This window comes from Serratia sp. K-E0102, from assembly GCF_029962625.1.
Classification (GTDB): Bacteria; Pseudomonadota; Gammaproteobacteria; order Enterobacterales; family Enterobacteriaceae; genus Serratia; species Serratia sarumanii.
In genome coordinates, this window is record NZ_CP124754.1 from 3,734,325 (window position 1) to 3,761,081 (window position 26,757).

Consider the following 26,757-nt stretch of genomic DNA (forward strand, 5'->3'; position numbering starts at 1 on the left):
TGAAGCGCGCCATAACCTTGGCCGAAAGACCGTTTTAAAAGTAAAAAAAGGATCGCGAGACGAGTCGAAGAAGCGCCGCCGTCAGCGTGGCGGCAGCGTGGCGCGCCAAGCGTTGAGCGTCTCCACCTGGCCGGCGCAAATGTGTAACGAGGTTTGTAACGCCAGGGTATAGCTTACCGCATCGCCCCAGGTCTCCCCTTGCAGCTGCGGTTGCTCACAGGGCGCGAACACCGATTCAGGGGGCAACAGCGGCACGGCCTGCGGCGCCGGCGGCCGGGCGCAGGAGCTCAAGCACAGCGCCAGGCAGAGGCTGAGCGGCGCAGGGATCGTTTTTAATCGCTTCACGGTATTTCCTCTGATAAGCCTCGTGTTGTTGGCGCAGCTGCCGTTCCTGCCGCTGCTGCGCCGCCATCAGCGCGCGGTTTTGCGCATCCTGGGTCTGCAGGGTGGCGATCAGCCCGGCCTGCTGCGCCAGGCTTTTCTGTAGCTCCGCCGCCTGTTGGCGCGCGGACGCCAACTGGTGCGACAGCAGCGAGCTGTAGCCGCCGAGGCAGATGGCCGCCAGCAACAGCAGCAGCAACCCGCCCTGCATCAGTTTTTGCAGCCAGCCGCTCATGCCGGATAGTCCCGGAACGCCAGCTGGAAGTGCGGGCCATCCTTGAGGGTTTTCCACTCGCCGCCCCATTCGACGTTGATGCCGCATTCACGCGCCGCGCGCCGCACCGCCACCGCAATCTGCGCGTAGTAATCCCACTCCCAGGAGACCACACCCGCCGGCATCGCCACCACGTCCACCGCGTGGCCGGTCAGATGGCGGCTGCGCAGCGTTTGGCTGCTGCCGGCGCGCACCATTTCCCGTTGGCGCGCCATGCTGCGCAGCCCCTCGCTGACGGAAAACGGCACCAGCGAATAACGCAGCGCCAGACGAATAACGCGCACCAGATCCGGGTGCACGCCGCGCAGGTTCTCTTCGCTGCGGGCGGTAAAACGAATCTCTTCGATGTCATTTAACATTTTTAAACCCCGTCTTTTTGCCGATGAACTTTTTAATTAAGGCGTTGATGTAATCTGCCCCCATAAAGCCAATCAGTACGCTGGCCAAATTCGCCCACTTTAATTCCAGGCCCATCAGCGCCAGCGCATCGCGCACCGTCCAGGCCAATAACGCGCACATCGCCGCATTCAATAAACGGCGCCGAATGCCCACGTTGCGGTAAGCGCCGTGCAATAGCGCCATAACGCCGGCCAAAATGGCGTTTAATACCGGCTGAAGATATTCACATACTCGCTGGACTATTAAGCCAACAGCGTCAGGCTCTATGCTGGACATAGCTCATCTCCTTTTTTATTTTTAATTAAATGCCAATCACGGCCGGTGGGACATCGGATAATCAGAATCTAGTTAAGGATGCTATTACAAAGCAAATGAATAAATACAGGCCCTATGGTCGAATTCATTCATGCTGAGCGTTGGCACAACGCATAAGCGCCAATGTTGACGGCAATGAATAAATTTTCATTGTTATCGTGATTTATTTCGACTTTCGTTTTCACGAAAAATAAACATTAATGGCTGCGGGAAATATGTCCCATCTTAAAAACATCCACTCTGGAGAAATACCATGTCCACACGCAAAGCCGTTATTGGGTATTATTTTATTCCGACCAACCAAATCAATAATTACACCGAGTCCGATACGTCCATCGTGCCGTTCCCGGTATCCAACATCACGCCGGCCAAAGCCAAACAGCTGACGCACATCAACTTCTCGTTCCTGGATATCAACAGCAACCTGGAATGCGCCTGGGATCCGGCCACCAACGATGCCAAGGCGCGCGATGTGGTCAACCGCCTGACCGCGCTCAAGGCGCACAATCCCAGCCTGCGCATCATGTTCTCCATCGGCGGTTGGTACTACTCCAACGATCTGGGCGTGTCGCACGCCAACTACGTCAACGCGGTGAAAACCCCGGCCTCGCGCACCAAGTTTGCCCAATCCTGCGTGCGCATCATGAAGGATTACGGCTTCGACGGCGTGGACATCGACTGGGAGTACCCGCAAGCATCAGAAGTGGACGGTTTCATCGCCGCGCTGCAAGAGATCCGCACCCTGCTGAATCAGCAAACCGTCGCCGACGGCCGCCAGGCGCTGCCGTATCAGTTGACCATCGCCGGCGCCGGCGGCGCCTTCTTCCTGTCGCGCTATTACAGCAAGCTGGCGCAGATCGTCGCGCCGCTCGATTACATCAACCTGATGACCTACGATCTGGCCGGCCCCTGGGAGAAGATCACCAACCACCAGGCGGCGCTGTTCGGCGACGCGGCCGGGCCGACCTTCTACAACGCGCTGCGCGAAGCCAATCTGGGCTGGAGCTGGGAAGAGCTGACCCGCGCCTTCCCCAGCCCGTTCAGCCTGACGGTCGACGCCGCGGTGCAGCAGCACCTGATGATGGAAGGCGTGCCGAGCGCCAAGATCGTGATGGGCGTCCCCTTCTACGGCCGCGCCTTCAAGGGCGTCAGCGGCAGCAACGGCGGCCAGTACAGCAGCCACAGCACGCCGGGCGAAGATCCGTATCCGGGCACCGATTACTGGCTGGTGGGCTGCGAAGAGTGCGTGCGCGACAAGGATCCGCGCATCGCCTCCTATCGCCAGCTGGAGCAGATGCTGCAGGGCAACTACGGCTATCAGCGGTTGTGGAACGACAAGACCAAAACCCCTTACCTGTATCATGCGCAGAACGGGCTGTTCGTCACCTATGACGATGCCGAAAGCTTCAAATACAAAGCGAAGTACATCAAGCAGCAGCAGCTGGGCGGCGTGATGTTCTGGCATCTGGGGCAAGACAACCACAACGGCGATCTGCTGGCCGCGCTGGATCGCTATTTCAACGCCGCGGACTACGACGACAGCCAGCTGGATATGGGCACCGGCCTGCGTTACACCGGCGTCGGCCCCGGCAACCTGCCGATCATGACCGCGCCGGCCTACGTGCCGGGCACCACTTACGCGCAGGGCGCGCTGGTGTCCTATCAGGGTTACGTCTGGCAGACCAAATGGGGTTACATCACCTCGGCGCCCGGCTCCGACAGCGCCTGGCTGAAGGTGGGCCGCGTAGCGTAAACCATAAAAAAACCCCGTAGCCGAGCGCTGCGGGGTTTTCATTGAGTTAACCGTTTGATTTTCGCGTCCCTTCGTCTCTATTCCTTCAGTTGTGGCACCAAGGATAGCCGCCATCCCGCACCACTTCGCGGCCCATCAGGCTGTAAACATCGCTTTTGCGCGTCAGCCGCTCATGCCACCAGTTAAACCCGGCGCCCTTGCTGGCCGGATGCCACGCCAGCCAAATCATTTCGTCGCCCTTTTGCATCTCCACCGGCACCGTCACCAGTTCGCCGCTGGCCAGTTCCTTTTCGATCAGCGACGGCGGCAGAAAAGCGTGGCCGATGCCGCGTTTGAGCAGCGCCAGGTTGCTTTCCACGTCGCACACCACCAGTTGGCGCTGCAAAGGCAACGTGCCGTGATTGCGTTTGGGCAGTTCATGGCTGCTGTCGGCGATCGCAACCACGATGTCGTTCAAGCGCTGCTTCTTGCACACCGGCTTTTTCTGCGCCGCGAACGGATGCGAGGGCGACACGCACAGCACAAAGTTGAGCTTGCCGAGCATCAGGGTTTTGGCCTGTACGCTGTCGGGGATTTGGCCGATGGCGATGATCAGATCCGCCCGGTTGTTCTTCAGCGCATCCCAGGTGCCGTTCAGCGCTTCCCGCTGCACCGAGATATTGGCGTTCGGGCAATGCTGAATATAGTCGCGGATATCCTGCGTCAGGGTCTCCAACGGGAAGAAGGTATCCACCGCCAGGCGGATATTATTGTCCAGCTTGGGGATGTTTCTTACCCGGCTTTCCAGATCCTGCACCGCATTTAATATCCAGCTGCCCTCCTGCAGGAGAAATTCCCCTTCATCCGTCAGGGTAATCATGGGGCCATTGCGATGAAAAAGTTTCACGCAGAGTTTGCTTTCAATATTGGAAACCCGATAAGAGATTGCCGAAGGCGTTTTATGCAGCGCCTCCGCCGCCATAGAGAAAGAGCCGGTGCTCTTAATGGTGCTGATTATTTTAATAGCGTCCAGGGATAATCTAGTCATACAAATTCCTCTTTAAAATAAAACAAGAAAAATGACACTAAATTCCCAAGGTGGTGGCGCACAAAAATCGATCAAATCGAACAAGGATACTCAAGGCAACAAGCAATATACTTCATAAATGAGAGCGCTATCTTAAATACTATTCATCACGACCTGATATAAAATTCATCATAGCGCTCTATTTTTGCATTGTGACAGTTAAATAAATTCAGCCTAACGATCAAAGATCGTCATCATAATAATTTTCGTTAATAGCCGTTAAAACATTCCGCTCTGCCGCACGACCAGAATGATAAAAATAAAACAAGCCGACAAGAAGGGTTATTTCCAATTACGTTATTAGCCTCTCATTTTGTCGGTGAAATACGCTCAACTTACAACATAATTTCAGTCAGGAGTGACTTATGAACAAAACTTCCCGTACCATATTCTCTCTGGGCCTGCTGAGCGCAGCCATGTTCGGCGTTTCGCAACAGGCGAATGCTCACGGTTATGTCGAATCGCCGGCCAGCCGCGCCTATCAGTGCAAACTGCAGCTCAACACCCAGTGCGGCAGCGTGCAGTATGAACCGCAGAGCGTCGAAGGCCTGAAAGGTTTCCCGCAGGCCGGCCCGGCTGACGGCCACATCGCCAGCGCCGACAAATCCACCTTCTTCGAACTGGATCAGCAAACGCCGACGCGCTGGAACAAGCTCAACCTGAAAACCGGCCCGAACTCCTTTACCTGGAAGCTGACCGCGCGTCACAGCACCACCAGCTGGCGCTATTTCATCACCAAGCCGAACTGGGACGCTTCGCAGCCGCTGACCCGCGCCTCCTTTGACCTGACGCCGTTCTGCCAGTTCAACGACGGCGGCGCCATCCCTGCCGCACAGGTTACCCACCAGTGCAATATACCGGCAGATCGCAGCGGTTCGCACGTGATCCTTGCCGTGTGGGATGTAGCCGACACCGCCAACGCCTTCTATCAGGCGATCGACGTCAACCTGAGCAAATAATCGGCCAAATGAGGCCATCTTTGAGGGTTCAGCCTGGCGCTGAACCCTTCTTTTTTTGGCTCTCGCGCCACCGCCCCCCTCGCCTCCCCCGCCGTAAACCGCGCCCCGCCTGGGTTTACTCGGCATTCATTGTTATTATCCATCGCAACAATCAGAAAAAGCGCATTTTCATTCCCGACCCGATGATGCAGTGTGTTCCCCCTATGATGAAAAAGGTTCTCATTTCCCTACGTTGAGCTTGGTCAAGGAGCTTATCAATGAATCAATTAGACGCACTCAAGCAGCTGACCACGGTGGTCGCCGACAGCGGCGATATCGAATCCATCCGCCAGTTCGAACCCCAGGACGCTACCACCAACCCTTCGCTGATCCTGAAAGCCGCCGCGCTGCCGCAGTACAAGGCGCTGATCACCGAAGCGCTGGACTATGCCCGCCGCCAGGGCGGCAGCAAGGAAACCCAGCTGATCAACGCCAGCGATAAGCTGGCGGTCAATATCGGCGTCGAGATCCTCAAAAGCGTGCCGGGCCGCATCTCCACCGAAGTGGACGCCCGCCTGTCGTTCGATCGCGGCATGTGCGTCGCCAAAGCGCGCAAGCTGATCGCCATGTATCAAGAACAGGGCATCGACAAATCGCGCATCCTGATCAAACTGGCTTCCACCTGGGAAGGCATCAAAGCCGCCGAGGAGCTGGAAAAAGAAGGCATCAACACCAACCTGACGCTGCTGTTCTCCTTCGCCCAGGCCCGCGCCTGCGCTGAAGCCGGCGTGTATCTGATCTCGCCGTTCGTCGGCCGCATCTATGACTGGTATCAGGCCAAACAGCCTGCCGCCGACTACGACGCCGAGCAGGATCCGGGCGTGAAATCGGTGCGCACCATCTATGAATACTACAAGCGTCATCGTTACCAGACGGTGATCATGGGCGCCAGCTTCCGCAAGGTTGAGCAGATCCTGGCGCTGGCCGGCTGCGATCGCCTGACCATCGCGCCGAACCTTTTGGAACAGCTGAAAAACAGCGACCAGCCGGTCGAGCGCAAGCTGACCCCGTCCACCGAGGGCTTCCACCAACCGGCCCCGTTGGCCGAAGCGGAGTTCCGCTGGCTGCACAACCAGGACGCCATGGCGGTGGAAAAACTCGCCGAAGGCATTCGCCTGTTCGCCGTCGACCAGCAGAAGCTGGAAGACATGTTGGCCGCTCAACTGTAACCGCACTGGAGTTTCGTTATGTCTTCTCGTAAAGAGCTTGCCAACGCCATCCGCGCACTCAGCATGGACGCCGTACAAAAAGCCAATTCCGGCCACCCGGGTGCCCCTATGGGCATGGCGGACATCGCCGAAGTCCTGTGGCGTGACTACCTCAACCACAACCCGACTAACCCGCACTGGGCTGACCGCGACCGTTTCGTGCTCTCCAACGGCCACGGCTCCATGTTGATTTACAGCCTCCTGCACCTTACCGGCTATGACCTGCCGATGCGCGAGCTGGAAAACTTCCGTCAGCTGCATTCCAAAACCCCGGGCCACCCGGAGTACGGCTACACCCCGGGCGTTGAGACCACCACCGGCCCGCTGGGCCAGGGCATTGCCAACGCCGTCGGCTTCGCCATCGCCGAACGCACCCTGGCGGCGCAGTTCAACCGCCCGGGCCACGACATCGTTGACCACCACACCTACGCCTTCATGGGCGATGGCTGCATGATGGAAGGCATCTCGCACGAAGTCTGCTCTCTGGCCGGCACCCTCAAGCTCGGCAAGCTGACCGCTTTCTACGATGACAACGGCATCTCCATCGACGGCCACGTCGACGGCTGGTTCACCGACGACACCGCCCTGCGCTTCGAAGCCTACGGCTGGCACGTGGTGCGCAACGTCGACGGCCACAACCCGGACGCCATCAAGGCCGCGATTGAAGAAGCCCGCAAGGTGACCGACAAGCCGTCGCTGCTGATGTGCAAGACCGTTATCGGCTTCGGTTCGCCGAACAAGGCCGGCACCCATGACGTGCACGGCGCCGCGCTGGGCGCCGCCGAAGTGGCCGCCACCCGCGAAGCGCTGGGCTGGAAATACGCCGCCTTTGAAATCCCGCAGGACATCTACGCCCAGTGGGACGCCAAGGAAGCCGGTCAGGCCAAAGAAGCGGCCTGGAACGACAAATTCGCCGCCTACGCGAGGGCCTTCCCGGAGCTGGCCGCCGAGTTCAAGCGCCGCATGAACGGCGAGCTGCCGGCCGACTGGAAAGCCGACGCCAAGGCGTTCGTGGAAAAACTGCAGGCCAACCCGGCCAACATCGCCAGCCGCAAGGCGTCGCAGAACGCGCTGGAAGCGTTCGGCAAGGTGCTGCCGGAGTTCCTGGGCGGCTCTGCCGACCTGGCGCCGAGCAACCTGACCATGTGGTCCGGTTCGAAAGCGCTGAACGTTGACCCGGCGGGCAACTACATTCATTACGGCGTGCGCGAGTTCGGCATGACCGCCATCACCAACGGCATCGCGCTGCACGGCGGCTTCCTGCCGTACTCGGCGACCTTCCTGATGTTCGTGGAATACGCCCGCAACGCGGTGCGCATGGCGGCGCTGATGAAGCTGCGCAACGTGTTCGTCTACACCCACGACTCCATCGGTCTGGGCGAAGACGGCCCGACCCACCAGCCGGTGGAGCAGTTGGCAAGCCTGCGCGTGACCCCGAACATGAGCACCTGGCGCCCGTGCGACCAGGTGGAATCGGCGGTGGCGTGGCAGTACGGCATCGAGCGCAACGACGGCCCGACCACCCTGGTGTTCTCGCGCCAGAACCTGACCCAGCAGCCGCGCAGCGCAGAGCAGCTGGCGAACGTGTACCGCGGCGGCTACGTGCTGAAAGACTGCGCGGGCACGCCGGACGTCATCCTGATTGCCACCGGCTCCGAAGTGGGCATCACGGTGGAAGCGGCGGACAAGCTGACCGCGGCGGGCCGCAAGGTGCGCGTGGTGTCGATGCCGTCGACGGACGCGTTCGACAAGCAGGATGCGGCGTACCGCGAGTCGGTGCTGCCGGCGGCGGTAACGGCGCGCGTGGCGGTGGAAGCGGGTATCGCGGACTACTGGTACAAGTACGTGGGGCTGAACGGCGCCATCGTGGGCATGACCACCTTCGGTGAGTCGGCGCCGGCGGAGCAGCTGTTCGCCGAGTTCGGCTTCACCGTGGACAACGTGGTGGCCAAGGCGCAGGCGCTGCTGAAGTAAGCGGCCTGGCACCAGCCAATAAGAAAGCCGGTCATCGTGACCGGCTTTTTTTATGCCATCACCCGATGGATCTGCAAATACTGCAGCAGCATGATGGTCTTGCCGTCTTTAATGCGGCCGTCGGCGATCATCGCCACCGCTTCGCTGAACGGCAGTTCGATCACTTCAATATCTTCATCTTCAATGCCGCCGCCGGCCGCGCGCCGCTCATCGTCATGGTATTCGGCGATAAAGAAGTGCACGATCTCGGTCACGCCGCCCGGCGACATGTAGGCTTCGAAGATTTTCTTGACCTCGCCCACCTGAAAACCGGTCTCTTCCACCGCTTCGCGGCGCGCGCACTGCTCCGGAGAATCGGCGTCCAGCAGGCCGGCACAGGCCTCGAGCAGCATGCCGCTCTCGTTGCCGTTGACATAGGTCGGCATGCGGAACTGGTTGGTCAGCACCACCGTGCCCTTGGCGCGGTTGTACAGCAAAATGGTGGCGCCGTTGCCGCGATCGTAGACCTCGCGCATCTGTTGCACCGAACCGCCGTTTTTGCGTTTCAGATCGAACGTATACTTATGCAGCACATACCAGTTGTCCGACAGCAGCTCTTTCTTCACATTCTCAATTTTCGACGACATGACCCTTTTTCCTTGAGTTGCAACCTGAAGATCATACCGCGATTACGCCGCGCCGCGGCAGACGATTTGCAACAAAACATCATCGGCCCCGGCGGCGGCCCGACCTGAAATCATCTTAAAGTAAGCACATCTAAGTAGCGGAAACCCTGAAAAAAAACCATAAGGGATAGCGCCAATATCATCCTAATAACACGCGCCTATTTTACTTTTCAACGCCTCTTTAGGGAAAACCAACGTGAAACTGACTCATCGCTGCTTGTTACCATTAAGCCTTTTATTGATGGCCAGCGCCGGCGCTCAGGCGGCGGACTGCGCCAACGTGCCGGAATGGGCGGCTAAAACCTACGCCATCAAAGGCACGCAGGTCATAAAGGACAATACGCTGTTCGCCAATAAATGGTGGGCAGAAAAACACCATATCCCCGGCGTAGCCGGTTGGGTCGGCGAACCCTGGCAAAACCTCGGCCAGTGTGCCGCCCAGGAGACTCCCTGGTGGCAAGCCTATGCCGAGCAGGAGGGATTCAACGATGCGCTGCGTTACATCGGCACCAGCCTGGATGCGCTGAATCAGGACGCCGAACAGGCGCTGGCGGACTCGCAAGATGCCCGCACGCCGCTGTATTGGCTCAAACGCACCATGCAGATGTACCCGTCAGACACGCCAAATGTCTACCGGCTGCCGATCGTTCACGCCGCCAGTTGGTACAACTCCTTGTATGGCAGCATGGCGCGCGGAATTTTCTTCTACACCCGCACGCTGGGGAATCAGGGCGACAGCGTCACGATAAAAGCCGGAACTATTCCGGCAGGCAGCTCATGTTTTGCGGCGACCAGCGCCCGTTTCGATAACGTTGACAACATCTACTCGAACAAACGAAAGCTTGATGCCAACAAGGAGACCACTTATACCTTCGCGCAAACCGGCGTCCTGGCCTTAGGCTGCAGCCATCCGCAAAAACAGCAAAACGGCGAATTTGTCCGGTTAGAGGTGAGCGGCGGTGGCGACAGTAACCTGCACATTCTCGGTCAGAATACGCAAGGCGACTGGGAGCAACAGAAGGCCGGCGCCGGCATCCTGGGCGGCGCCGTGTTGTATGACGGTAAATCCAACCACTTCGTACCGAAGAAAATCACCGACAAAACGCAGGAGATCATCAATAAATCGCTGGGGGAAAGCCTCAGCATCGCCGCGCTGTATGAAGCGGTGAACGGCATGGACGGCACCCACGAGATGTTCACGGCATCACAGGGTTCCCTGTTCCTCAACTACAGCAAATGCTGCAGCGCCGAATACCGCGAGGGCGCGGTCAACGTCGGTTTCTTCGCCGACAAGACCACCCGCGCCAACGCCGCCCACTGGGGACTCTGGCACGAACTGGGGCATGAGAACGAACCGCAGTGGGAATACAACGTATTCCCCGAAGTGCAGGTCAACCGTTATTCGGTACTGGCTTGCCGCCTGTTGTCGGAACGCAACGATTTCGACTATGGCCCAACCTGCAAACTGGGCGCCGACAAGGAGTGGGATCGGGATGCGGTGCGTAAGTTCCTCGCATCAGAAGTGCGCTATGACGAATTCCCGAAGAAGCAGCATGATGTCGCGCTGGGGTTTTTTACCCATCTGTTGCACGCTTATGATGAATCCTTCTTCCCGCGGATTAATCAGGAACGGCTGAAGCAGACTTTCGCGGCGCCGGGTAACACCATGCAGGATAAGTATAAATACGTTTTCGGCACGCCGCAGAAGGTCATCGACTTCAGCGTGGTCGTCTACAGCCGGGAGGCGGGGCAGGATCTGCGCGAGTACTTCACCCGCTGGGGGCTGCGCTTCAGCGACCACGCAGCGAAGCAGGTGGCCGCGATGAATCTGCCGACACCCTGAAGCGCGGCAATAAAGCGCCCCCAGAAACAGGGGGCCTTCTGCCTGATTTCATCCTCGCTAAAGGCAAATCTTCAGAGAAAACCGGCCCGCCGCTGAACATCGGCGGGCATTTCGCTATTCATTTGATTACACAACGACAATTGTTCCCGTTTTGTTGACAACTTGATACAAATCGCGGTGCAATTTAGTTGCAAAAGTTATAGTTTTGCTTTCGAATGAAACTGGCGAAGCGCCTCACCTGAGAGAAAAGGATTCCGTGATTGCTTGTTAAACGTTCCGTGACCGGCAGCCTGGCCAGAGCGCTGTTCGGCATCGTGATACTGTCGGTGCTCGCCACCGGGTTGGCGTTGACGACCGTCGCCGGCAGCCAGAGCGATGCCGAGGCGATCAACATTGCCGGTTCGCTGCGCATGCAAAGCTACCGCTTGGCCTTCGATCTCGAGCGGCAGAGCCCGGAGTTGGAGCTGCACCTGCAGCAGTATCGGCAATCTTTGCAGGCGCCCGCGTTGCAAAAGCTGGCGCGCTTTTACGTCCCGGCCGAGGTGCGCAACCACTATCTGGCGCTGCAACGAACATGGCAAACGATGGAGCGGCAGATCCGCGACGGGCAGGCGGCCGCCTACCGGGCTGAGGTCGCCGGCTACGTCAACCGCGTCGATCATTTCGTTTCCGCTCTGCAGCGTTATTCCGAGTTGAAACTCACCCTGGTGGCCGCCGTCAGCGTACTGGGCTACGCCGCCATCATCGGTCTGGTGCTGTTCTGCATCCGCTTTATGCGCCGCCAGGTGGTCACGCCGCTGCAGCATCTGGTCGACGCCAGCCAGCGCGTGCAACAGCGCGACTTTCGCCATCCGCAGCTGGACGTGGCGCTGCCGAACGAGCTCGGCGTGCTGTCGCAAACCTTCAGCGCCATGTCTGACGAGCTGGCCCGCCTCTATCAGTCGCTGGAGCTGAAAGTGCAGGAAAAGACCCAGCGCCTGCAGCAGGCCAACGACACGCTGGAGGTGCTCTATCGCTGCTCGCAGGCGCTGAGCGTGCGTCAGATCGATCAGCAGGCGTTCGAAAATGCGCTGCGCATCGTGCGCCAAAGTGAACGACTGCGCTGCATCCGGTTGAACGTGGCGGACGATCATGGCCAGTGGCAACTGAACGAAGGAGAGCCGGCGCCGGCGCAAACCTGGAGCGCGCTGCCGATCACCCAAGGCGATAAACTGCTGGGCGAGTTGCGATGGCAGCCCGAAGCGCAGCCGCCGCATCCTCACCTGATGCAGAGCCTGGCCAACATGCTGGGGCGCGGCGTCTACTTCAACCGGGCGCAAAAGCAGCACCAATATCTGCTGTTGATGGAAGAGCGTGGAACCATCGCACGCGAGCTGCACGATTCGCTGGCGCAGACGCTGTCGTTCCTGCGCATCCAGCTGACGCTGCTCCGGCGCGCCGCCGACGATCCGGCGGCGCAGGCGATTATCGACGATTTCGATCGCACGCTGGCCGATGCCTATCGCCAGCTGAGAGAATTACTGGCCACCTTCCGCCTCAACATTCAGGAGGCGGACCTGAATGCCGCGCTGGAGCAACTGTTGCAGCCATTAAAGGCGCTAACCCCCGCGCGGATTCAGTTACACTGTCGGCTGCCCTCGCAGGCGCTCAACGCCCAGCAGCAGGTGCACGCGCTGCAGATCGTGCGCGAGGCGGTGCTCAATGCCGTCAAGCACGCCGGAGCGAACGAGATCGCGGTATGTTGCGAGGTCAACGCCGCAGGCGACAACGTATTCAGCATTACCGACGACGGTTGCGGCATCGCCAGTCTGGAAGAACCGGAAGGGCATTACGGCTTGACCATCATGAGCGAACGCGCGGCGCGACTGGGAGGAACGCTGCGCATCCGGCGCAGAAGCGGCGGCGGCACGGCGGTCTGCCTGACATTCTCGCCCTGACCTTACGGCTGTTCACTCTGCGTTACGGTTGCCGCCGGCCTGAAGGCCGCCCGGAGAGGTTTGCGGTGCAGAATGCCGCTATTTTTGAAGAGACAGTCCCACTGTGAAGCACGCCTCCGGGCGCGTTTGAGTGGCTTTACTTGCTACAGGGAGCATATTTCATGGTGATGAAGCAATACCGAGTCATGATCGTTGACGATCATCCGTTGATGCGGCGCGGCATCAAACAACTGCTGGGACTGGATGCGCGATTTGGCGTGGTGGCAGAGGCCGGCAACGGCAGCGAGGCGGTTGCGCTGGCGCTGCAGCACGCTCCGGACGTGATCTTGTTGGATCTGAACATGAAGGGCATGTCGGGGCTGGATACGCTGCGGGCCCTGCGCGACGAAGGCGTGGACGCGCGCATCATCGTGCTGACGGTCTCCGACGCGCGCAGCGATCTGTATGCGCTGATCGACGCCGGCGCCGACGGCTATCTGCTGAAAGACAGCGAACCCGAACAACTGCTGGAGCACATCAGCGCCGCCGCCGAGGGCCAGAACGTGATCAGCGACGCGATGGCCGACTATTTGCTGGCGCGCAGCGAGCAGCGCGATCCCTTCGCCGCCTTGACCGAACGCGAACTGGACGTCCTGCAAGAGGTGGCGCGCGGCCTGTCCAACAAGCAGGTGGCGGCGCAGTTGCATATCTCTGAAGAAACCGTGAAGGTACACATCCGTAACATACTGCGCAAGCTGGACGTGCGTTCTCGCGTGGCGGCGACGGTGATGTACCTGGAGTACAAAAGCCACTGATCGCCCCGCCCCGGCCGATCCGCCGGGGCCGCTTACTCGATGGCGCTGAGCAGCGCCTGATGATGCTGGTGTACCCAGCTCTTGTTGAACGGCCCCCAGCTTTCCAACTGATAGAAACCGTCGTTGTTGCGCACGCCCTGCTGCACGAACTGCAGCTCGACGCCCATGCCGGGCAGCGCCTTCAGCACATCCTGCAACGTACGGCGCGGCCAGCCGGTCAGCGCCATCAACCGCGGCACATTGGGCCGCTCACTGTGGCTGATCAGCCAGCATAAATAAAGCCGACGGGCAAATACCGGGTTAATTCCCATGCCAAGCTCCTGCTGTAAGGTGAGGCCAGTTTTTACTTTTCGATTCCCTGCGGCGAAAAAATGCGCAAGGCCTTTGATAGTAATAAAAATGTCTTAATAGCGTACAATTACCGACGCCGATACGCCCACGCCGTTTTCCGCTACCGTTATTTACACTATCTCCTTTTTTTCTCCACGCTTTCCTCGGCTATCCCGAGTAAAGTGCAATAGCGCCGGAATCCTTCCCTGCCGCTGAAATGCATATTTCCGATGCGTTTTAAAGATAGAACAAGTCATAACGAGGTTCGCGCTGCATGGCCAATTTTTTTATTGATCGCCCGATTTTCGCCTGGGTGCTGGCAATTATTCTTTGCCTGACCGGGGCGTTGGCGATTTTTTCTTTACCGGTAGAACAATACCCGAATTTGGCGCCGCCGAACGTGCGCATCAGCGCAACTTACCCAGGTGCTTCGGCGCAAACGCTGGAAAACACCGTTACCCAAATCATTGAACAGAATATGACCGGCCTCGACAACATGATGTACATGTCGTCGCAGAGCACCAATACCGGCCAGGCGACCGTGACGCTGACGTTCGAAGCCGGCACCGATCCCAACGAGGCGATGCAGCAGGTGCAAAACCAGCTGCAGGCCGCGATCAAACGCCTGCCGCAGGCGGTGCAAAATCAGGGGGTGACGGTCTCGAAATCCGGCGACACCACGCTGATGATGGTGGCGTTCGTCTCCACCGATGGCAGCATGGACAGGCAGGACATCGCCGATTACATCGTCTCCAACCTGCAGGATCCGCTCAGCCGCATCAACGGGGTCGGCAGCATGGACGTGTATGGCTCGCAATACGCCATGCGCATCTGGCTCGATCCCAACAAGCTCAACAGCTACCAGTTGACCACCCAGGATGTGGTCAGCGCCATTCAGTCGCAGAACGCCCAGGTCGCGGTCGGCCAGTTGGGCGGCACGCCATCGGTCGATAAGCAGGCGCTGAACGCCACCATTAACGCCCAGTCGCAGCTCCAGACGCCGGAACAGTTCCGCCAAATCACCCTGCGGGTCAATCAGGACGGTTCGCTGGTGACGCTGGGCAACGTTGCCACCGTCGAACTGGGCGGCGAAAACTACAACTACCTCAGCCGTTACAACGGCATGCAGGCCGCGGGCATGAACATCAAGCTGGCCTCCGGCGCCAACGAACTGCAGACCGACCAGTTGGTGAAAGACAAGATCGCCGAGCTGTCGCAATACTTCCCGCACGGGCTGGAGGCCAAAGTGGCCTATGAAACCACCCCCTTCGTCAAAGCCTCGATCAAGGACGTGGTGAAAACGCTGCTGGAAGCCATCCTGCTGGTGTTCCTGGTGATGTATCTGTTCCTGCAGAACTTCCGCGCCACGCTGATCCCCACCATCGCCGTGCCGGTGGTGCTGCTGGGCACCTTCGCCATCCTTTCCGCCTGCGGCTTCAGCATCAATACCCTTACCATGTTCGCCATGGTGCTGGCGATCGGCCTGCTGGTGGACGACGCCATCGTGGTGGTGGAAAACGTCGAACGCGTGATGAGCGAAGAAGGCCTGCCGCCGCGTGAAGCCACGCGCAAATCCATGGGGCAAATTCAGAGCGCGCTGGTCGGCATCGCCCTGGTGCTGTCGGCGGTGTTCGTGCCGATGGCGTTCTTCGGCGGCACCACCGGCGCCATCTATCGCCAGTTCTCCATCACCATCGTTTCCGCCATGGTGTTGTCGGTGCTGGTGGCGATGATCCTGACCCCGGCCCTGTGCGCCACGCTGCTCAAACCGATCGCCAAGGGGCACCATCACGGCAAGCGCGGCTTCTTCGGCTGGTTCAACCGCATGTTCAACCGCAACGCCGAACGCTATGAGCGCGGCGTGGGGCGCATTCTGCACGCCAGCGGCCGCTACATGGTGATTTATCTGCTGTTGCTCGGCGGCATGGCGCTGCTGTTCATCAAGCTGCCGACCTCGTTCCTGCCGCAGGAAGACCGCGGCATCTTCACCGTACAGGTACAGCTGCCGGCGGGCTCGACCCTGCAGCAAACCTCTAAAGTGGTGGAAAAGGTTGAGCAGTATTTCCTCACCGAAGAGAAACAGGACGTGTTGTCGGTGTTCGCCATCATCGGCTCCGGGCCGGGGGGCAACGGCCAAAACGTGGCGCGTCTGTTCGTTCGGCTGAAAGACTGGGATCTGCGCACCTCGGGCGCCAACAGCTCGTTCGACATCATCGATCGCGCCACGCTGGCATTCAACAAGATTAACGAAGCGCGAGTGATCGCCAGCAGCCCGCCGGCGATCACCGGCCTCGGCAACTCCTCCGGCTTCGACATGGAACTGGAAGATCACGCCGGGTTGGGGCACGCCAAACTGATGGCGGCTCGCGACCAACTGTTACAGCTGGCGGCGCAAAATCCGCTGCTGTCGCGCGTGCGCCACAACGGCCTGGACGACAGCCCGCAGCTGCAGATCGATATCGATCAGCGCAAGGCGCAGGCGCTGGGCGTATCTATCGACGACATCAACAATACCCTCTCTACCGCCTGGGGTTCGACCTACGTCAACGACTTCGTCGATCGCGGCCGGGTGAAGAGAGTTTACGTGCAGGCCGCCGCGCCGTTCCGCATGCTGCCGGAAGACATCAACAAATGGTATGTGCGCAACAGCGCGGGCGGCATGGTGCCGTTCTCGGCCTTCGCCAGTTCACACTGGGAATACGGCTCGCCGCGGCTGGAACGCTATAACGGCAACTCGGCGCTGGAAATCGTCGGCGAGGCGGCCAACGGCGTCAGCACCGGCACCGCCATGGCGGAAATGGAAAAACTGGTCAGCCAGTTACCGACCGGCTTCGGGCTGGAATGGACGGCGCTCTCCTACCAGGAACGCTTGTCCGGCTCGCAGGCGCCGGCGCTGTACGCCATCTCGCTGCTGGTAGTGTTCCTGTGCCTGGCGGCGCTGTATGAAAGCTGGTCGATACCGTTCTCGGTGATGCTGGTGGTGCCGCTGGGGGTGATCGGCGCGGTCGCCGCCACCTGGCTGCGCGGCCTGGAGAACGACGTTTATTTCCAGGTCGGCCTGTTGACCATCATTGGGCTGTCGGCGAAAAACGCCATTCTGATCGTCGAATTCGCCAACGAGCTGAACCACAAAGGGCAGGATCTGATGTCCGCGACGCTCGACGCATCACGCATGCGTCTGCGGCCGATCCTGATGACTTCGCTGGCGTTCATCTTCGGCGTGCTGCCGATGGCCACCAGCAGCGGCGCCGGTTCCGGCAGCCAGCATGCGGTCGGCACCGGGGTGATGGGCGGCATGATCTCCGCCACCCTGCTGGCGATTTTCTTCGTGCCGCTGTTCTTCGTGCTGGTGCGCCGCCGCTTCCCGGGCAAAGCGCATCCGGCAGGCAATACGACGGCCGCCGGGGAGTGATAGCCTGGGCATAAAAAAAGCAGCGTCGGGTTACCGATGCTGCTTTATTTCGAACGATAATCTCGTTCCCAAGGTGTTTCAGTGACTTTCCAATGACTCAACCTTGCCATCTGCTTCAACGCTGTGTCAGTTGCCCAACATCTCATCAATGAAGTCTTTCCAGTTTCCTAATTCACGATCAACCATAATACTTTACAACCTCAATTATTTGACGAAGCGGATTCTACGCCTGTTTTTTGACCATGTGAAGGGAAACGGGAACGATGCCGGGCCCGGAAACCGGGCTTAGCGCACATTTTCGTATTTATCTGATCAATACTCAGTGCTGCTATTCCCTTGTGATATCAATTTCTCCGCGGTAGCGTGTAAAAGGTATAAAAATACGACAATGGAGCGCCGACATCCGCGGGTATCAGCGCGCCATTCGGCACTATGCCGCCGACCTCAGTCTTATTGGTTAGAGGAAAACGATGGAAATTATCACCGACCCGAACCGCCGCGCCATCGACTGGCAGCGGCTGTGTGAATTGCTGGAGGCCGCCGGGCTGGGCAAGCGCGATCCGCACACCCTGCGGCGCGTTTACCAACACAGCCAGTTTTGCTATTGGGGGTTTATCGGCGACGAGCTGATCGCCACCGCGCACGCCATCAGCGACCTGACCTCGGTGGCTTATCTGGCCGACGTGGCGATCGATCCGCGCTTTCAGGGGCAAGGGCTGGGGCGCCGGTTGATGGATCGGGTGATGCAAGATTTGGCGCCGCTCGGCAAGATTTTCATCTATTCCGTGCCGGAAAAACTGGCCTTCTATAAAAAGTACGGCTTTCATGATTTGACCACCGGCATGGTGTATGCGGACGGCGCCTCACTGCAACGGTTGCAAAACGGCGGTTATATCCGCTGATCATCTTGATCAAAATACTTTTCTCAGAAGAATACAGCTGACGATATGCTTGAGACAGATAAAACGCTTAGCCAAAACGCCCCAGAAAAAACACACACTCTCTTTTAACTTTTTATTTTCACTATTATTCACCTCTGTAACCATGAATGAGAAAACGTTTGAACTTCCTGTCAGAGATATTTCTTAGTCATTAGACCTCTTACAAAGATATCACGAACCAAAAGATCGGTAAAAACGATCGAATATTAATTTACGATAGGAATAATCTATGATATTTCCTTTTAATTCTCCTTGATTGATAGCTGGCATCTATTTAAAAACCTCTACCCCTCTTGCGGCACTTTTTATTAATCCTATTTATCTCTTGATTATCAATCAAATAAAAAACAAACTGACTAAACCAGCGGTATAGGTAAATGTTGAGATTCATCATCGGAAATAATTCAACATTTAATTATTTCGATTATTTCTATTTTTATACTTTAAGATAACCGTCGCCACCGGGAATAAAAAATAAAGGATTATAATAATATGAAGATCGATATTTTCAGCGAATGTACCTATACCATTATCGGTATCAGACAACTGATAAATCAAACATGGTCAGAAAAAAACACGCCAGCCGACTTTAACCGCAGAAGGGTCTGCTTTATCGATGTCACCCTCGCCAATTTTGAAGCGCGTTACCGCGATGAATATGCCAACCCCAAAACCTACAAAATAGTCATTATTACCGACTGTCCACATGAGATGGTGATTGTCGACAATAAGACCATTATATTATCAAACCTTATATCTTTAAGCCGTTTCAGCCACCTGATCGGCGATTTATATACGCGCTACAGTCACTATACCGAGCCGCCGCAGCTCTCCCGGCGTGAGTCCCTTTTCCTGTCGGAGTGGTCGACGGGAAAATCGCTGACCGATATCAGCAACGCTATGAATATAAGAAACAAAACCGCCAATCATTACAAATCGAGAATCATGAAAAAGCTTGGCGCCAGCAGAATAAAACCGCTGTTGCATATTACCCGCGTACGGTGTTTAACCGATCGATTAAATATAAAAATTAATAAAGAATAGTTCCTCTGAGCCCAGATCCGCATTGGCGGCTGAACGCGTTCGCCGACGTCTTTTACAAGCACCGTCGGCGAAGTCTGCCGTTCAACCACATTGCCAACTTCTCTCCCTGGTGCTCAATCGCATCTCGCGCGCATCGTTGTCTGGATCTCGCCGCCGCTTTACTGGCATTATCTCTGCTATCGCCGGGCGGCGAGAAGGCCTAAGACCGCGCCCGCCGCCCAGTATCGACTCGACGAGACAGGTAGCTTTACGCCATGGCAAACAAACCGCAACAGACAACGCTGACGATGTACGGCATCAAAAACTGCGACACCATCAAGAAAGCCCGCCGCTGGCTGGAAGATCAGGGCGTGGCCTATCATTTTCACGACTACCGCGCCGACGGCCTGACCGAACAGCAGCTGCGCGGTTTCGTCGCGCAACTGGGTTGGGAGCCGCTGCTCAATACCCGCGGCACCACCTGGCGCAAGCTGGATGAAGCGCAGCGCAACGCCTGCGATAACGCCGACGCCGCCATCGCGCTGATGCTGGCGCAGCCGGCAATCATTAAACGCCCGCTGCTGGACGACGGCAACGGCCGCGCCCTGCTCGGTTTTAACGCCGACACTTACCAGCAATTTATCGCCGAGGTCGCCGTATGACTTGCCCGGTTATCGAACTGGCCCAGCAGCTGATCAAGCGCCCTTCCCTCAGCCCGAATGACGAAGGCTGCCAGCAACTGATGATCGATCGTCTGCAGGCGATCGGCTTCACCGTCGAAGCGATGGACTTCGAAGACACCCAGAATTTCTGGGCCTGGCGCGGCGAAGGGCAAACCCTGGCGTTCGCCGGGCATACCGACGTGGTGCCGACCGGCGATGAAAAGCGTTGGGACAACCCGCCGTTTGAACCGGCGATCCGCGACGGCATGCTGTATGGCCGCGGCGCGGCGGACATGAAAGGTTCATTGGCCGCAATGGTGGTGGCCGCGGAACGCTTTGTCGCCGCCAACCCGGATCACCGGGGCCGCCTGGCATTCCTGATCACCTCAGATGAAGAGGCCAGCGCCACCCACGGCACGGTTAAGGTGGTCGAAGCGCTGATGGCGCGCAACGAACGGCTGGATTACTGCCTGGTCGGCGAGCCGTCCAGCACCGAGCGCGTCGGCGACGTGGTGAAAAACGGTCGTCGCGGCTCCATCACCGCCAACCTGCATATCCACGGCGTACAGGGGCACGTCGCCTATCCGCACCTGGCGGACAACCCGGTGCACCGTGCCATGCCGGCGCTGAATGAACTGGTGGCGATCGAATGGGATCGCGGCAACGAGTTCTTCCCGCCGACCAGCATGCAGATCGCCAACGTGCAGGCCGGCACCGGCAGCAACAACGTGATCCCGGGCGATCTTTACGTGCAGTTCAACTTCCGTTTCAGCACCGAGCTGACCGACGCGATGATCAAGCAGCGCGTGGAAGAGCTGCTGGAACGCCACCAGCTGAACTACAGCATCGAGTGGCGGCTGTCCGGCCAACCGTTCCTCACCTCGCGCGGCGCGCTGGTGGATGCGGTGGTCAACGCCGTCGAGCACTATTCTGAACTGACGCCGCAGTTGCTGACCACCGGCGGCACCTCCGACGGCCGCTTTATCGCGCAGATGGGCGCGCAGGTGGTGGAGCTGGGGCCGGTCAACGCCACCATCCACAAGGTCAACGAATGCGTCAACGCCGCGGATCTGCAGCTGCTGAGCCGCATGTATCAACGCATCATGGAGCAATTGGTCGCATGATCAACGCAGAGATGCTCACCGGCCGCTCAACCGAACACCTGGCGCCGCTGAGCGGGAACCATCGGCTGCAGCCGCAGGCGGTCAACGCCTTCCTGGCGATGCAGCAAGCGGCGCGTGAGGCGGGATTCGATCTCCAGCCCGCCAGCACCTTCCGCGATTTCGACCGGCAGTTAGCGATCTGGAATGGCAAATTCTGCGGCCAGCGGCCAGTATTAGATAAGGACAGCCGCCCGATCGACGTCGCGCCGCTGCCCGCCGCCGAGCGCTGTGAGGCGATCCTGCGCTGGTCGGCCCTGCCGGGCGCCAGCCGCCATCACTGGGGCAGCGATCTGGATGTGTACGATCCGTCGCTGCTGCCGGAAGGGAAAAAGCTGCAGCTGGAGCCGTGGGAATATGAAGAAGGCGGTTACTTTGCGCCGCTCAACCAGTGGCTGACGGCCCATATGGCCGAGTTCGGTTTCTACCGCCCCTTTACCGAAGACAGCGGTGGCGTGGCGGTAGAGCCGTGGCATCTGAGCTACCGGCCGCTGGCGCAAGAAGCCGAGCATTTGCTGACCCCGGCGCTGTTGCTGGCGGCCTGGCAAGACAAGGAGGTCGCCGGTGCCGAATGGCTCGAACGCCATCTGCCCTCGATTTTTTCGCGTTTTATACGCAGTGAAGTAAAGGAGTAGCTATGCAATGGTTAGCTGATTACTGGTGGATTATCCTGCTGGTTCTGGTGGGAATGGTCGTCAGCGGCATCAAGGAACTGCGCCGCGTCGACGTGAAAAGCTATCTGGCCAACAAGCCGGAGATACCGCCGCACCGCGACAATAATGCCCAGTGGGATGACGAAGACGACTGGCCGAAAAAGAAATGACACCAGGGCGCTTATCGGCGCCCTGAGTTTTTAGCGAAAGGCGATCAGCTCGCCGCGCTTGCCGGACAATGCTTCGTCCCAGTAGCGCTGCGGCACATAATAATGCAGCCTTTCCAGCGCGGCGTTCATCATGCCCTGGTTGATCGCGTGCCCGACGTTTTCCTCTACGTCCAGCGTGAAATCGGCGCCGCCGGCCCGAAGCGCTTCCGCCGCCGCGTGAGCGTGTTGCACCGCGATCACCGCGTCCTCTTCACCGTGGATCAAATGCACCACGCTGTCGCCGAAAGCCTGCTCAGGCAGCTGGGCGAAACGCCCGCTGAACGCCACCACGCGCCCGGCCAGCCGGGTTTCCGCTTTCAACGCTTCCAGCGCCATAATGGCCCCTTGCGAGAACCCCACCAGCGCCGTGCCGGCATAGCCCACGCCGCTCAGCTGCTGCCAATGGCGCACCACCGCCACAAACTGCGGCATCACGTCTGCAATACGGGCCGCGCGGTTCTCTTCGGTCACGTCCTGCACCGAAAACCACTGGCGCCCGGCGCCGTTGCCAAACGCTTCGGGGCCACCGATGCTCACCACCTGCGCCTGAGGAAACTCTTTGGCGAAGTAGCTGCCGATCTCCCCCATCGCCACCGGGTTGTCGCCGACACCGTGAAACAGCAAGATCAGCTGCGCCGCCGGGGTCGCCGGGCTTTGGACAACGAAATGCTCATGTTTCATCGATGACTCCTTAATAGTAACCAAACCTGGTGCGAGGACAGTCGCCGCCGCACCGCTGACAGTGACTATACGCCGTTGAGAAAGCGGGAAAATCGGGTTTTATTGAGCGAGTTGTTCAATTTATTGCAACGACTGCGCCCAGTCGCGCCAGTAGCGGCAGTGCTGCGCATTCAGCTGTTCCAGCGCCTGCGCCGTTTCATGCCGCCAGTGGCGCAGCAAGGCTTTCTGGCCGCTGACGCCCGCCTGCTCCGCGCAGGCCGCCGGGGATTGCCGCCGCTGCAGATGGCCGCGCAGCGCGGGCAGCGGCAGATTGCTGGCCAACAGCAAACGCTGCAATGCCCCCAGGCTGGCCTCCAGCGGCCGGTGGGCGAAAGCGAACCCGGCCAGCTCACGCCAGTCCTCTTCGCCGAGCGACGTATCGCCGTCGTCGCCCGGGATCGCCAGCGCGAGCTCGATGCGCTGCCGCAGCCAGGGCCAGTCGCGCGCCAGATGCTTGTGCGCCGCGTGTCGCAGCGCCTCCCCTTGCTCGCTCAAGGGCAAAATAGCCATCGCGGTATAGCAGCCGCTGCTGGCCTCCGGTTTGCTGCCGATACGCACCAGCTCGAAACCACAGGATTGCCAAAAGCGCCACAGCGGCTCGGTATAGCCGAAGCTGACCGACAGGAAATCCAGCCCCTGCGCCTGGCGGCGTTGCCGTTCGATCAGCTGACGCGCGATACCCTGCCGCCGCAGCGCCGGCAGCGTCGCGATGCGGGTAATGCGCCGTGAACGCAGCGTCGGCGCCCACCATTGGCCGCCGTGCGCCGCCAGCGACTGCGCCACCAGGTTGCCGCGCGGCCGACGGCGGCCGGCCCACACATCGTGCGCCAACTCGGTGCTCAAGCCGCCTTCGTCCACCAGCCACACGGCGCCGACCACCTCTGGCCCGGCCTGCGCCAGCCCGTAGTGCATGCCGGGCGCATCCATCAGCCTGCGCAAGTCCAGCGGCGAGGTGCGGTAATGCGCGCTGCTCAGCAGGGCGTAGAAACGCGCCAGCCGCTGCGGATCGGCGCACAGCTCACGCTGCTCTGCTTGGCTGTAATCGATCGCCTGGCCATCCGCCGGCCAGGCGGGCAGCTCATTGAACAACAGCGCATTGTCCGTGACCCGTTCCAGCGCATCGCCCTGTGCCCAGCGCATCGGCTGTTGCAGGCTCAACGCCTGATAAGACGGCAGCCCGGCGCAAAACTTCAGCAGAAAACCGCGGCCGGTGCCCTCATACCCCTGCACCGTAGTGGTCAGCAGCACGCGCGGGAAATAACCGATCAGCTGCTGCAACAGCGGCGCGGGGATCGCCGCCGCTTCATCCACCAGCAGCCAGCCCACGGCGCCGACGTCCCCCTCCCGACACTGCGCCAGCAAGGCATCAGGCGCCCAAAACTGTGCGCGCCCCTGCGCCCATTCCCCGGCCACCTCCGTGGCGGCGCGGCTCGGCCCGGTGATCCAACAGGTCAGCGGCGACTGCGCCACCAGCATGCCGGCCAGCGTCGATTTGCCGCGGCCGCGGGCGGCGGTCAGCACCCACACGCCGGATTCGGCCTGCAGCAGCGCCGTCAAGATCGCCTGTTGCTCCCCGGTCGGCCGGCCATCCGGCGGCAGCCAACCCTCGCGCGCCGGCAGCTCGGCGAGCGTCAGAGGCTCATCCTGCCGCCAGATCGTCACTTCTCGGTCTTCGGCCAGGTGCTGCTGCAGATGGTGAATGAAATGCGGGGTGGTGATCGGCTGTGGGCAATCGCTCCAGCGCAGGCTGTCGCCGTCCGGCAGCTGAGGCCATTGCCGCCAGGGCGGCGTCAGCAGCAGCAGCCAGCTGCCGGCGCGCAGTGCGCCGCACAGCGCCGCCAACGCCTCCACGTCCAGCGATTGGCCGGCGTCGAATACCGCGTGCAGCCGCTCCTGCCCCAGCAGTTGGCGCACCGCGCCGCTCGCCAACGCCGTCAGGCCGGGCGGCGGGTTTTCCCCCACCCACGGCCAGTCGCCCGGCAGCGTCGCCGCCAGCCGCTGTGCCTGTTCGCGGCACCAGCCGGGTTCACCGCTGAGCACCAGCAGGCGCCGGATGCCCTGCCGTCGCATGAGTTGTTGCACTGCCTGTAACATAAGGCTGTATCTCAATCCGAAAAAAATGCCGGAGTCAGGCTCCGGCACTTGAGGCGTTAACGGGATGCAAAGGTGTTGCAGGTATTGGGATCGCCGCTGTCGAAGCCCTGCTTAAACCAGGTGTAGCGCTGCTGCGAGGTGCCGTGAGTGAAGCTGTCCGGCACAACGCGACCCTGACTCTGCTGCTGCAACCGATCGTCACCAATCGCCTGCGCGGCATTCAGCGCCGCCTGCAGATCGCCCTCTTCCAGCATCTGCTGCTTCTCGGCGTATTTGCCCCACACCCCGGCGAAACAGTCAGCCTGCAGCTCCATTTTCACCGACAGACGGTTCACTTCCGCCTGGCTGGCACCCTGCTGCATCTGGCGCACCTTGGGCTCGATGCCCAACAGGTTCTGCACGTGGTGGCCGACTTCGTGCGCCACCACATAGGCCTGAGCGAAATCACCGCCGGCGCCCAGCTTGGTTTTCATGTCCTGATAAAAAGACAGATCGATATACACCGTTCTGTCACCCGGGCAGTAGAACGGCCCCATTGCCGCCTGACCGGTGCCGCAGCTGGTGCGCGTCACGCCGCGATACATCACCAGCTTCGGCGGTTGATAGGTTTTGCCCATGCGCTGGAAAATCTCTTTCCAGTTGTCCTCGGTCGAGGCCAGCACCACCGAGGTGAATTTGGCCAGCTCATCATCTTTCGGACTGATGTTGGCGCTCTGTTGTTGCCCCTGCGGCGCAACGTTACCGCCGTTCAATAGCGGCGACAGATCGATGCCGTAATAGCCGGCCACCAGCACCACCACCAGAATGACGATGCCGCCCTTGCCGCGCACCGGCACGCGGAAGCCGCCGCCGCCCAAACCTGAAGATTGCCCGCGACGATCCTCAACATTGTCACTTTCCCGACGCCCTTGCCAACGCATAAATATACTCCAGATATTTCCCCTGCTCGTTGAAGTTGCGCCGCGATGGTAAGCGCAAAGGCAGCTTCAAGCCTGAGTGGGATAGGTTTTAGTCATCTCGCATCCATTATTATAAATGGTCTGCCGCAGAGGAAATGTAGAAATTTTCTGGAAAAACGCAGAATAGCGGGACGATCCGGCCGGATCGCCCCGAATGGCGGTGCCGACGCTTAGTCGAGCTTCACGCCGATGCGGCGCGCCACTTCTTCATAGGCTTCGATCAGGCCGCCCAGGCTTTGACGGAAACGGTCTTTGTCCATCTTGTCCAGGGTGTTTTTGTCCCACAGGCGGCTGCCGTCCGGCGAGAACTCATCGCCCAGCACCACTTCGCCGTTGAACAGGCCGAACTCCAGCTTGAAGTCGACCAGGATCAGGCCGGCGTCGTCGAACAGCTGGGTCAACACGTCGTTGGCGCGGTAGCTCAGCTCGCGCATGCGCGCCAGATGCGCTTTGCTCACCCAGCCGAAGGTTTCGCAGTAGGATTCGTTGACCATCGGATCGTGCATGGCATCGTTTTTCAGGAACAGATCGAACAGCGGCGGGTTCAGCATCAGGCCTTCTTCGATGCCCAGACGCTTCACCAGCGAACCGGCGGCGCGGTTGCGGATCACGCATTCCACCGGCACCATGTCCAGCTTTTTCACCAGCACTTCGTTGTCGGACAGCAGACGCTCCATCTGGGTCGGGATGCCGGCTTCTTCCAGTTTGCTCATGATGAAATGGTTGAACTTGTTGTTCACCATGCCTTTGCGATCGAACTGCTCAATGCGCTGACCATCCAGTGCTGACGTATCGTTGCGGAACTCCAACACCAACAGATCGGGATTCTCGGTGGTGTAAACGGTTTTTGCCTTTCCGCGATACAGCTCAGCTAGCTTTTGCATCTTACTTACTCCAGTGATGTATCCCCGATGTCTCCCGAGCGCGGCCCGAAATTAGGGGGTATAGAATTGACCTAATGAATTCTTTGGCGTGCCGGGCACTATT

The 26,757-nt window shown here is 59.4% G+C and carries 26 protein-coding genes; 14 read left to right on the top strand and 12 right to left on the bottom strand.

Annotation, left to right across the window (positions count from 1 at the left end):
* Positions 1–81 precede the first annotated feature (81 nt).
* Genes SSARUM2_RS17830 through SSARUM2_RS17845 form a run of 4 tightly spaced genes read right to left on the bottom strand, consistent with a single transcriptional unit; the run spans position 82 to position 1,330 of the window.
* On the bottom strand, positions 82–255 hold the full coding sequence (locus SSARUM2_RS17830) for a hypothetical protein (protein ID WP_033635476.1): 174 nt from the start codon (positions 253–255) through the stop codon (positions 82–84).
* Positions 236–616 carry a DUF2570 family protein gene (locus SSARUM2_RS17835; protein WP_033635477.1) on the bottom strand — a complete coding sequence of 127 codons (381 nt, stop codon included), beginning with the start codon at positions 614–616 and terminating at the stop codon, positions 236–238. Before SSARUM2_RS17835 ends, SSARUM2_RS17830 begins: the two co-directional genes overlap by 20 nt.
* Positions 613–1,014, bottom strand: coding sequence for a M15 family metallopeptidase (locus tag SSARUM2_RS17840; protein WP_021505638.1), 402 nt, complete (start codon positions 1,012–1,014; stop codon positions 613–615). The genes SSARUM2_RS17835 and SSARUM2_RS17840 overlap by 4 nt, the downstream gene beginning before the upstream one ends.
* Entirely contained in the window at positions 1,004–1,330 is a 327-nt protein-coding gene (locus SSARUM2_RS17845) for a phage holin, lambda family (protein ID WP_004936551.1), read from the bottom strand. Before SSARUM2_RS17845 ends, SSARUM2_RS17840 begins: the two co-directional genes overlap by 11 nt.
* A 292-nt stretch (positions 1,331–1,622) precedes the next feature.
* On the opposite strand from SSARUM2_RS17845, the gene SSARUM2_RS17850 reads away from it, so the two are divergent.
* The gene (locus SSARUM2_RS17850; RefSeq protein ID WP_049195469.1) at positions 1,623–3,122 is read left to right on the top strand and encodes a glycosyl hydrolase family 18 protein; all 1,500 of its coding nucleotides are present in this window, start codon (positions 1,623–1,625) and stop codon (positions 3,120–3,122) included.
* An 85-nt stretch (positions 3,123–3,207) separates the two neighbouring features.
* Here SSARUM2_RS17850 and SSARUM2_RS17855 read toward each other — a convergent pair whose 3' ends face one another.
* Complete coding sequence (locus SSARUM2_RS17855; RefSeq protein ID WP_033635481.1) at positions 3,208–4,149, bottom strand: LysR family transcriptional regulator; 942 nt, start codon at positions 4,147–4,149, stop codon at positions 3,208–3,210.
* Positions 4,150–4,553: 404 nt separating this feature from the next.
* Between SSARUM2_RS17855 and SSARUM2_RS17860 the strand changes: the two genes are divergently transcribed.
* The 3 genes from SSARUM2_RS17860 to tkt all read left to right on the top strand — a co-directional run bounded on the left by SSARUM2_RS17860 (position 4,554) and on the right by tkt (position 8,368).
* Entirely contained in the window at positions 4,554–5,147 is a 594-nt protein-coding gene (locus SSARUM2_RS17860) for a lytic polysaccharide monooxygenase (protein WP_060438421.1), read from the top strand.
* 257 nt (positions 5,148–5,404) lie between these two features.
* On the top strand, positions 5,405–6,355 hold the full coding sequence (gene tal / locus SSARUM2_RS17865; protein ID WP_033635484.1) for a transaldolase: 951 nt from the start codon (positions 5,405–5,407) through the stop codon (positions 6,353–6,355).
* 18 nt (positions 6,356–6,373) lie between these two features.
* A complete protein-coding gene (gene tkt / locus SSARUM2_RS17870) occupies positions 6,374–8,368 on the top strand; it encodes a transketolase (protein ID WP_060418201.1) in 1,995 nt (664 codons plus the stop codon).
* A gap of 50 nt (positions 8,369–8,418) precedes the next feature.
* On the opposite strand, the gene nudK is transcribed toward tkt, so the two are convergent.
* Positions 8,419–8,994, bottom strand: coding sequence for a GDP-mannose pyrophosphatase NudK (gene nudK / locus SSARUM2_RS17875; protein WP_033635486.1), 576 nt, complete (start codon positions 8,992–8,994; stop codon positions 8,419–8,421).
* Positions 8,995–9,229: 235 nt separating this feature from the next.
* On the opposite strand from nudK, the gene SSARUM2_RS17880 reads away from it, so the two are divergent.
* The 3 genes from SSARUM2_RS17880 (at position 9,230) to SSARUM2_RS17890 (ending at position 13,607) form a co-directional block, all read left to right on the top strand.
* Positions 9,230–10,876 carry a M60 family metallopeptidase gene (locus SSARUM2_RS17880; protein WP_125460803.1) on the top strand — a complete coding sequence of 549 codons (1,647 nt, stop codon included), beginning with the start codon at positions 9,230–9,232 and terminating at the stop codon, positions 10,874–10,876.
* A gap of 260 nt (positions 10,877–11,136) precedes the next feature.
* Positions 11,137–12,813 (top strand): nitrate/nitrite two-component system sensor histidine kinase NarQ, encoded by a 1,677-nt coding sequence (gene narQ / locus SSARUM2_RS17885; protein ID WP_060439484.1) that lies wholly within the window; start codon positions 11,137–11,139, stop codon positions 12,811–12,813.
* Between the two features lie 161 nt (positions 12,814–12,974).
* Positions 12,975–13,607, top strand: a complete 633-nt coding sequence (locus SSARUM2_RS17890; protein WP_033635488.1) for a response regulator — start codon at positions 12,975–12,977, stop codon at positions 13,605–13,607.
* A 32-nt stretch (positions 13,608–13,639) separates the two neighbouring features.
* On the opposite strand, the gene SSARUM2_RS17895 is transcribed toward SSARUM2_RS17890, so the two are convergent.
* Positions 13,640–13,918 carry a helix-turn-helix domain-containing protein gene (locus SSARUM2_RS17895; RefSeq protein WP_004941750.1) on the bottom strand — a complete coding sequence of 93 codons (279 nt, stop codon included), beginning with the start codon at positions 13,916–13,918 and terminating at the stop codon, positions 13,640–13,642.
* Between the two features lie 293 nt (positions 13,919–14,211).
* Between SSARUM2_RS17895 and acrD the strand changes: the two genes are divergently transcribed.
* On the top strand, positions 14,212–17,349 hold the full coding sequence (acrD, locus tag SSARUM2_RS17900) for a multidrug efflux RND transporter permease AcrD (protein ID WP_033635489.1): 3,138 nt from the start codon (positions 14,212–14,214) through the stop codon (positions 17,347–17,349).
* Between the two features lie 126 nt (positions 17,350–17,475).
* Here the strand turns inward: acrD and ypfM are convergent, their stop codons facing one another.
* Positions 17,476–17,535, bottom strand: a complete 60-nt coding sequence (ypfM, locus tag SSARUM2_RS24380) for a protein YpfM (RefSeq protein ID WP_100396732.1) — start codon at positions 17,533–17,535, stop codon at positions 17,476–17,478.
* 284 nt (positions 17,536–17,819) lie between these two features.
* On the opposite strand from ypfM, the gene SSARUM2_RS17905 reads away from it, so the two are divergent.
* The 6 genes from SSARUM2_RS17905 (at position 17,820) to SSARUM2_RS17930 (ending at position 21,958) form a co-directional block, all read left to right on the top strand.
* Positions 17,820–18,251: a GNAT family N-acetyltransferase gene (locus tag SSARUM2_RS17905; RefSeq protein ID WP_033635490.1), complete on the top strand. Its 432-nt coding sequence runs from the start codon at positions 17,820–17,822 to the stop codon at positions 18,249–18,251.
* A 531-nt stretch (positions 18,252–18,782) separates the two neighbouring features.
* A complete protein-coding gene (locus SSARUM2_RS17910) occupies positions 18,783–19,334 on the top strand; it encodes a LuxR family transcriptional regulator (protein WP_033648805.1) in 552 nt (183 codons plus the stop codon).
* Positions 19,335–19,588: 254 nt separating this feature from the next.
* Positions 19,589–19,975, top strand: coding sequence for an ArsC family reductase (locus SSARUM2_RS17915; protein WP_033654592.1), 387 nt, complete (start codon positions 19,589–19,591; stop codon positions 19,973–19,975).
* Entirely contained in the window at positions 19,972–21,099 is a 1,128-nt protein-coding gene (gene dapE / locus SSARUM2_RS17920; RefSeq protein WP_033648807.1) for a succinyl-diaminopimelate desuccinylase, read from the top strand. The genes SSARUM2_RS17915 and dapE overlap by 4 nt, the downstream gene beginning before the upstream one ends.
* The gene (locus SSARUM2_RS17925; RefSeq protein WP_033635494.1) at positions 21,096–21,770 is read left to right on the top strand and encodes a M15 family metallopeptidase; all 675 of its coding nucleotides are present in this window, start codon (positions 21,096–21,098) and stop codon (positions 21,768–21,770) included. Before dapE ends, SSARUM2_RS17925 begins: the two co-directional genes overlap by 4 nt.
* 2 nt (positions 21,771–21,772) lie before the next feature.
* Complete coding sequence (locus SSARUM2_RS17930; protein ID WP_004941720.1) at positions 21,773–21,958, top strand: YpfN family protein; 186 nt, start codon at positions 21,773–21,775, stop codon at positions 21,956–21,958.
* Positions 21,959–21,988: 30 nt separating this feature from the next.
* Here the strand turns inward: SSARUM2_RS17930 and ypfH are convergent, their stop codons facing one another.
* From ypfH to purC, 4 genes are all read right to left on the bottom strand, one after another.
* Entirely contained in the window at positions 21,989–22,678 is a 690-nt protein-coding gene (gene ypfH, locus SSARUM2_RS17935) for an esterase (RefSeq protein WP_049194842.1), read from the bottom strand.
* A gap of 120 nt (positions 22,679–22,798) precedes the next feature.
* Positions 22,799–24,811 carry a GNAT family N-acetyltransferase gene (locus SSARUM2_RS17940; protein WP_041036222.1) on the bottom strand — a complete coding sequence of 671 codons (2,013 nt, stop codon included), beginning with the start codon at positions 24,809–24,811 and terminating at the stop codon, positions 22,799–22,801.
* A 56-nt stretch (positions 24,812–24,867) separates the two neighbouring features.
* Positions 24,868–25,731 (bottom strand): neutral zinc metallopeptidase, encoded by an 864-nt coding sequence (locus tag SSARUM2_RS17945; protein WP_033635497.1) that lies wholly within the window; start codon positions 25,729–25,731, stop codon positions 24,868–24,870.
* Positions 25,732–25,940: 209 nt separating this feature from the next.
* Complete coding sequence (gene purC / locus SSARUM2_RS17950) at positions 25,941–26,654, bottom strand: phosphoribosylaminoimidazolesuccinocarboxamide synthase (RefSeq protein WP_041036224.1); 714 nt, start codon at positions 26,652–26,654, stop codon at positions 25,941–25,943.
* Positions 26,655–26,757 lie beyond the last annotated feature (103 nt).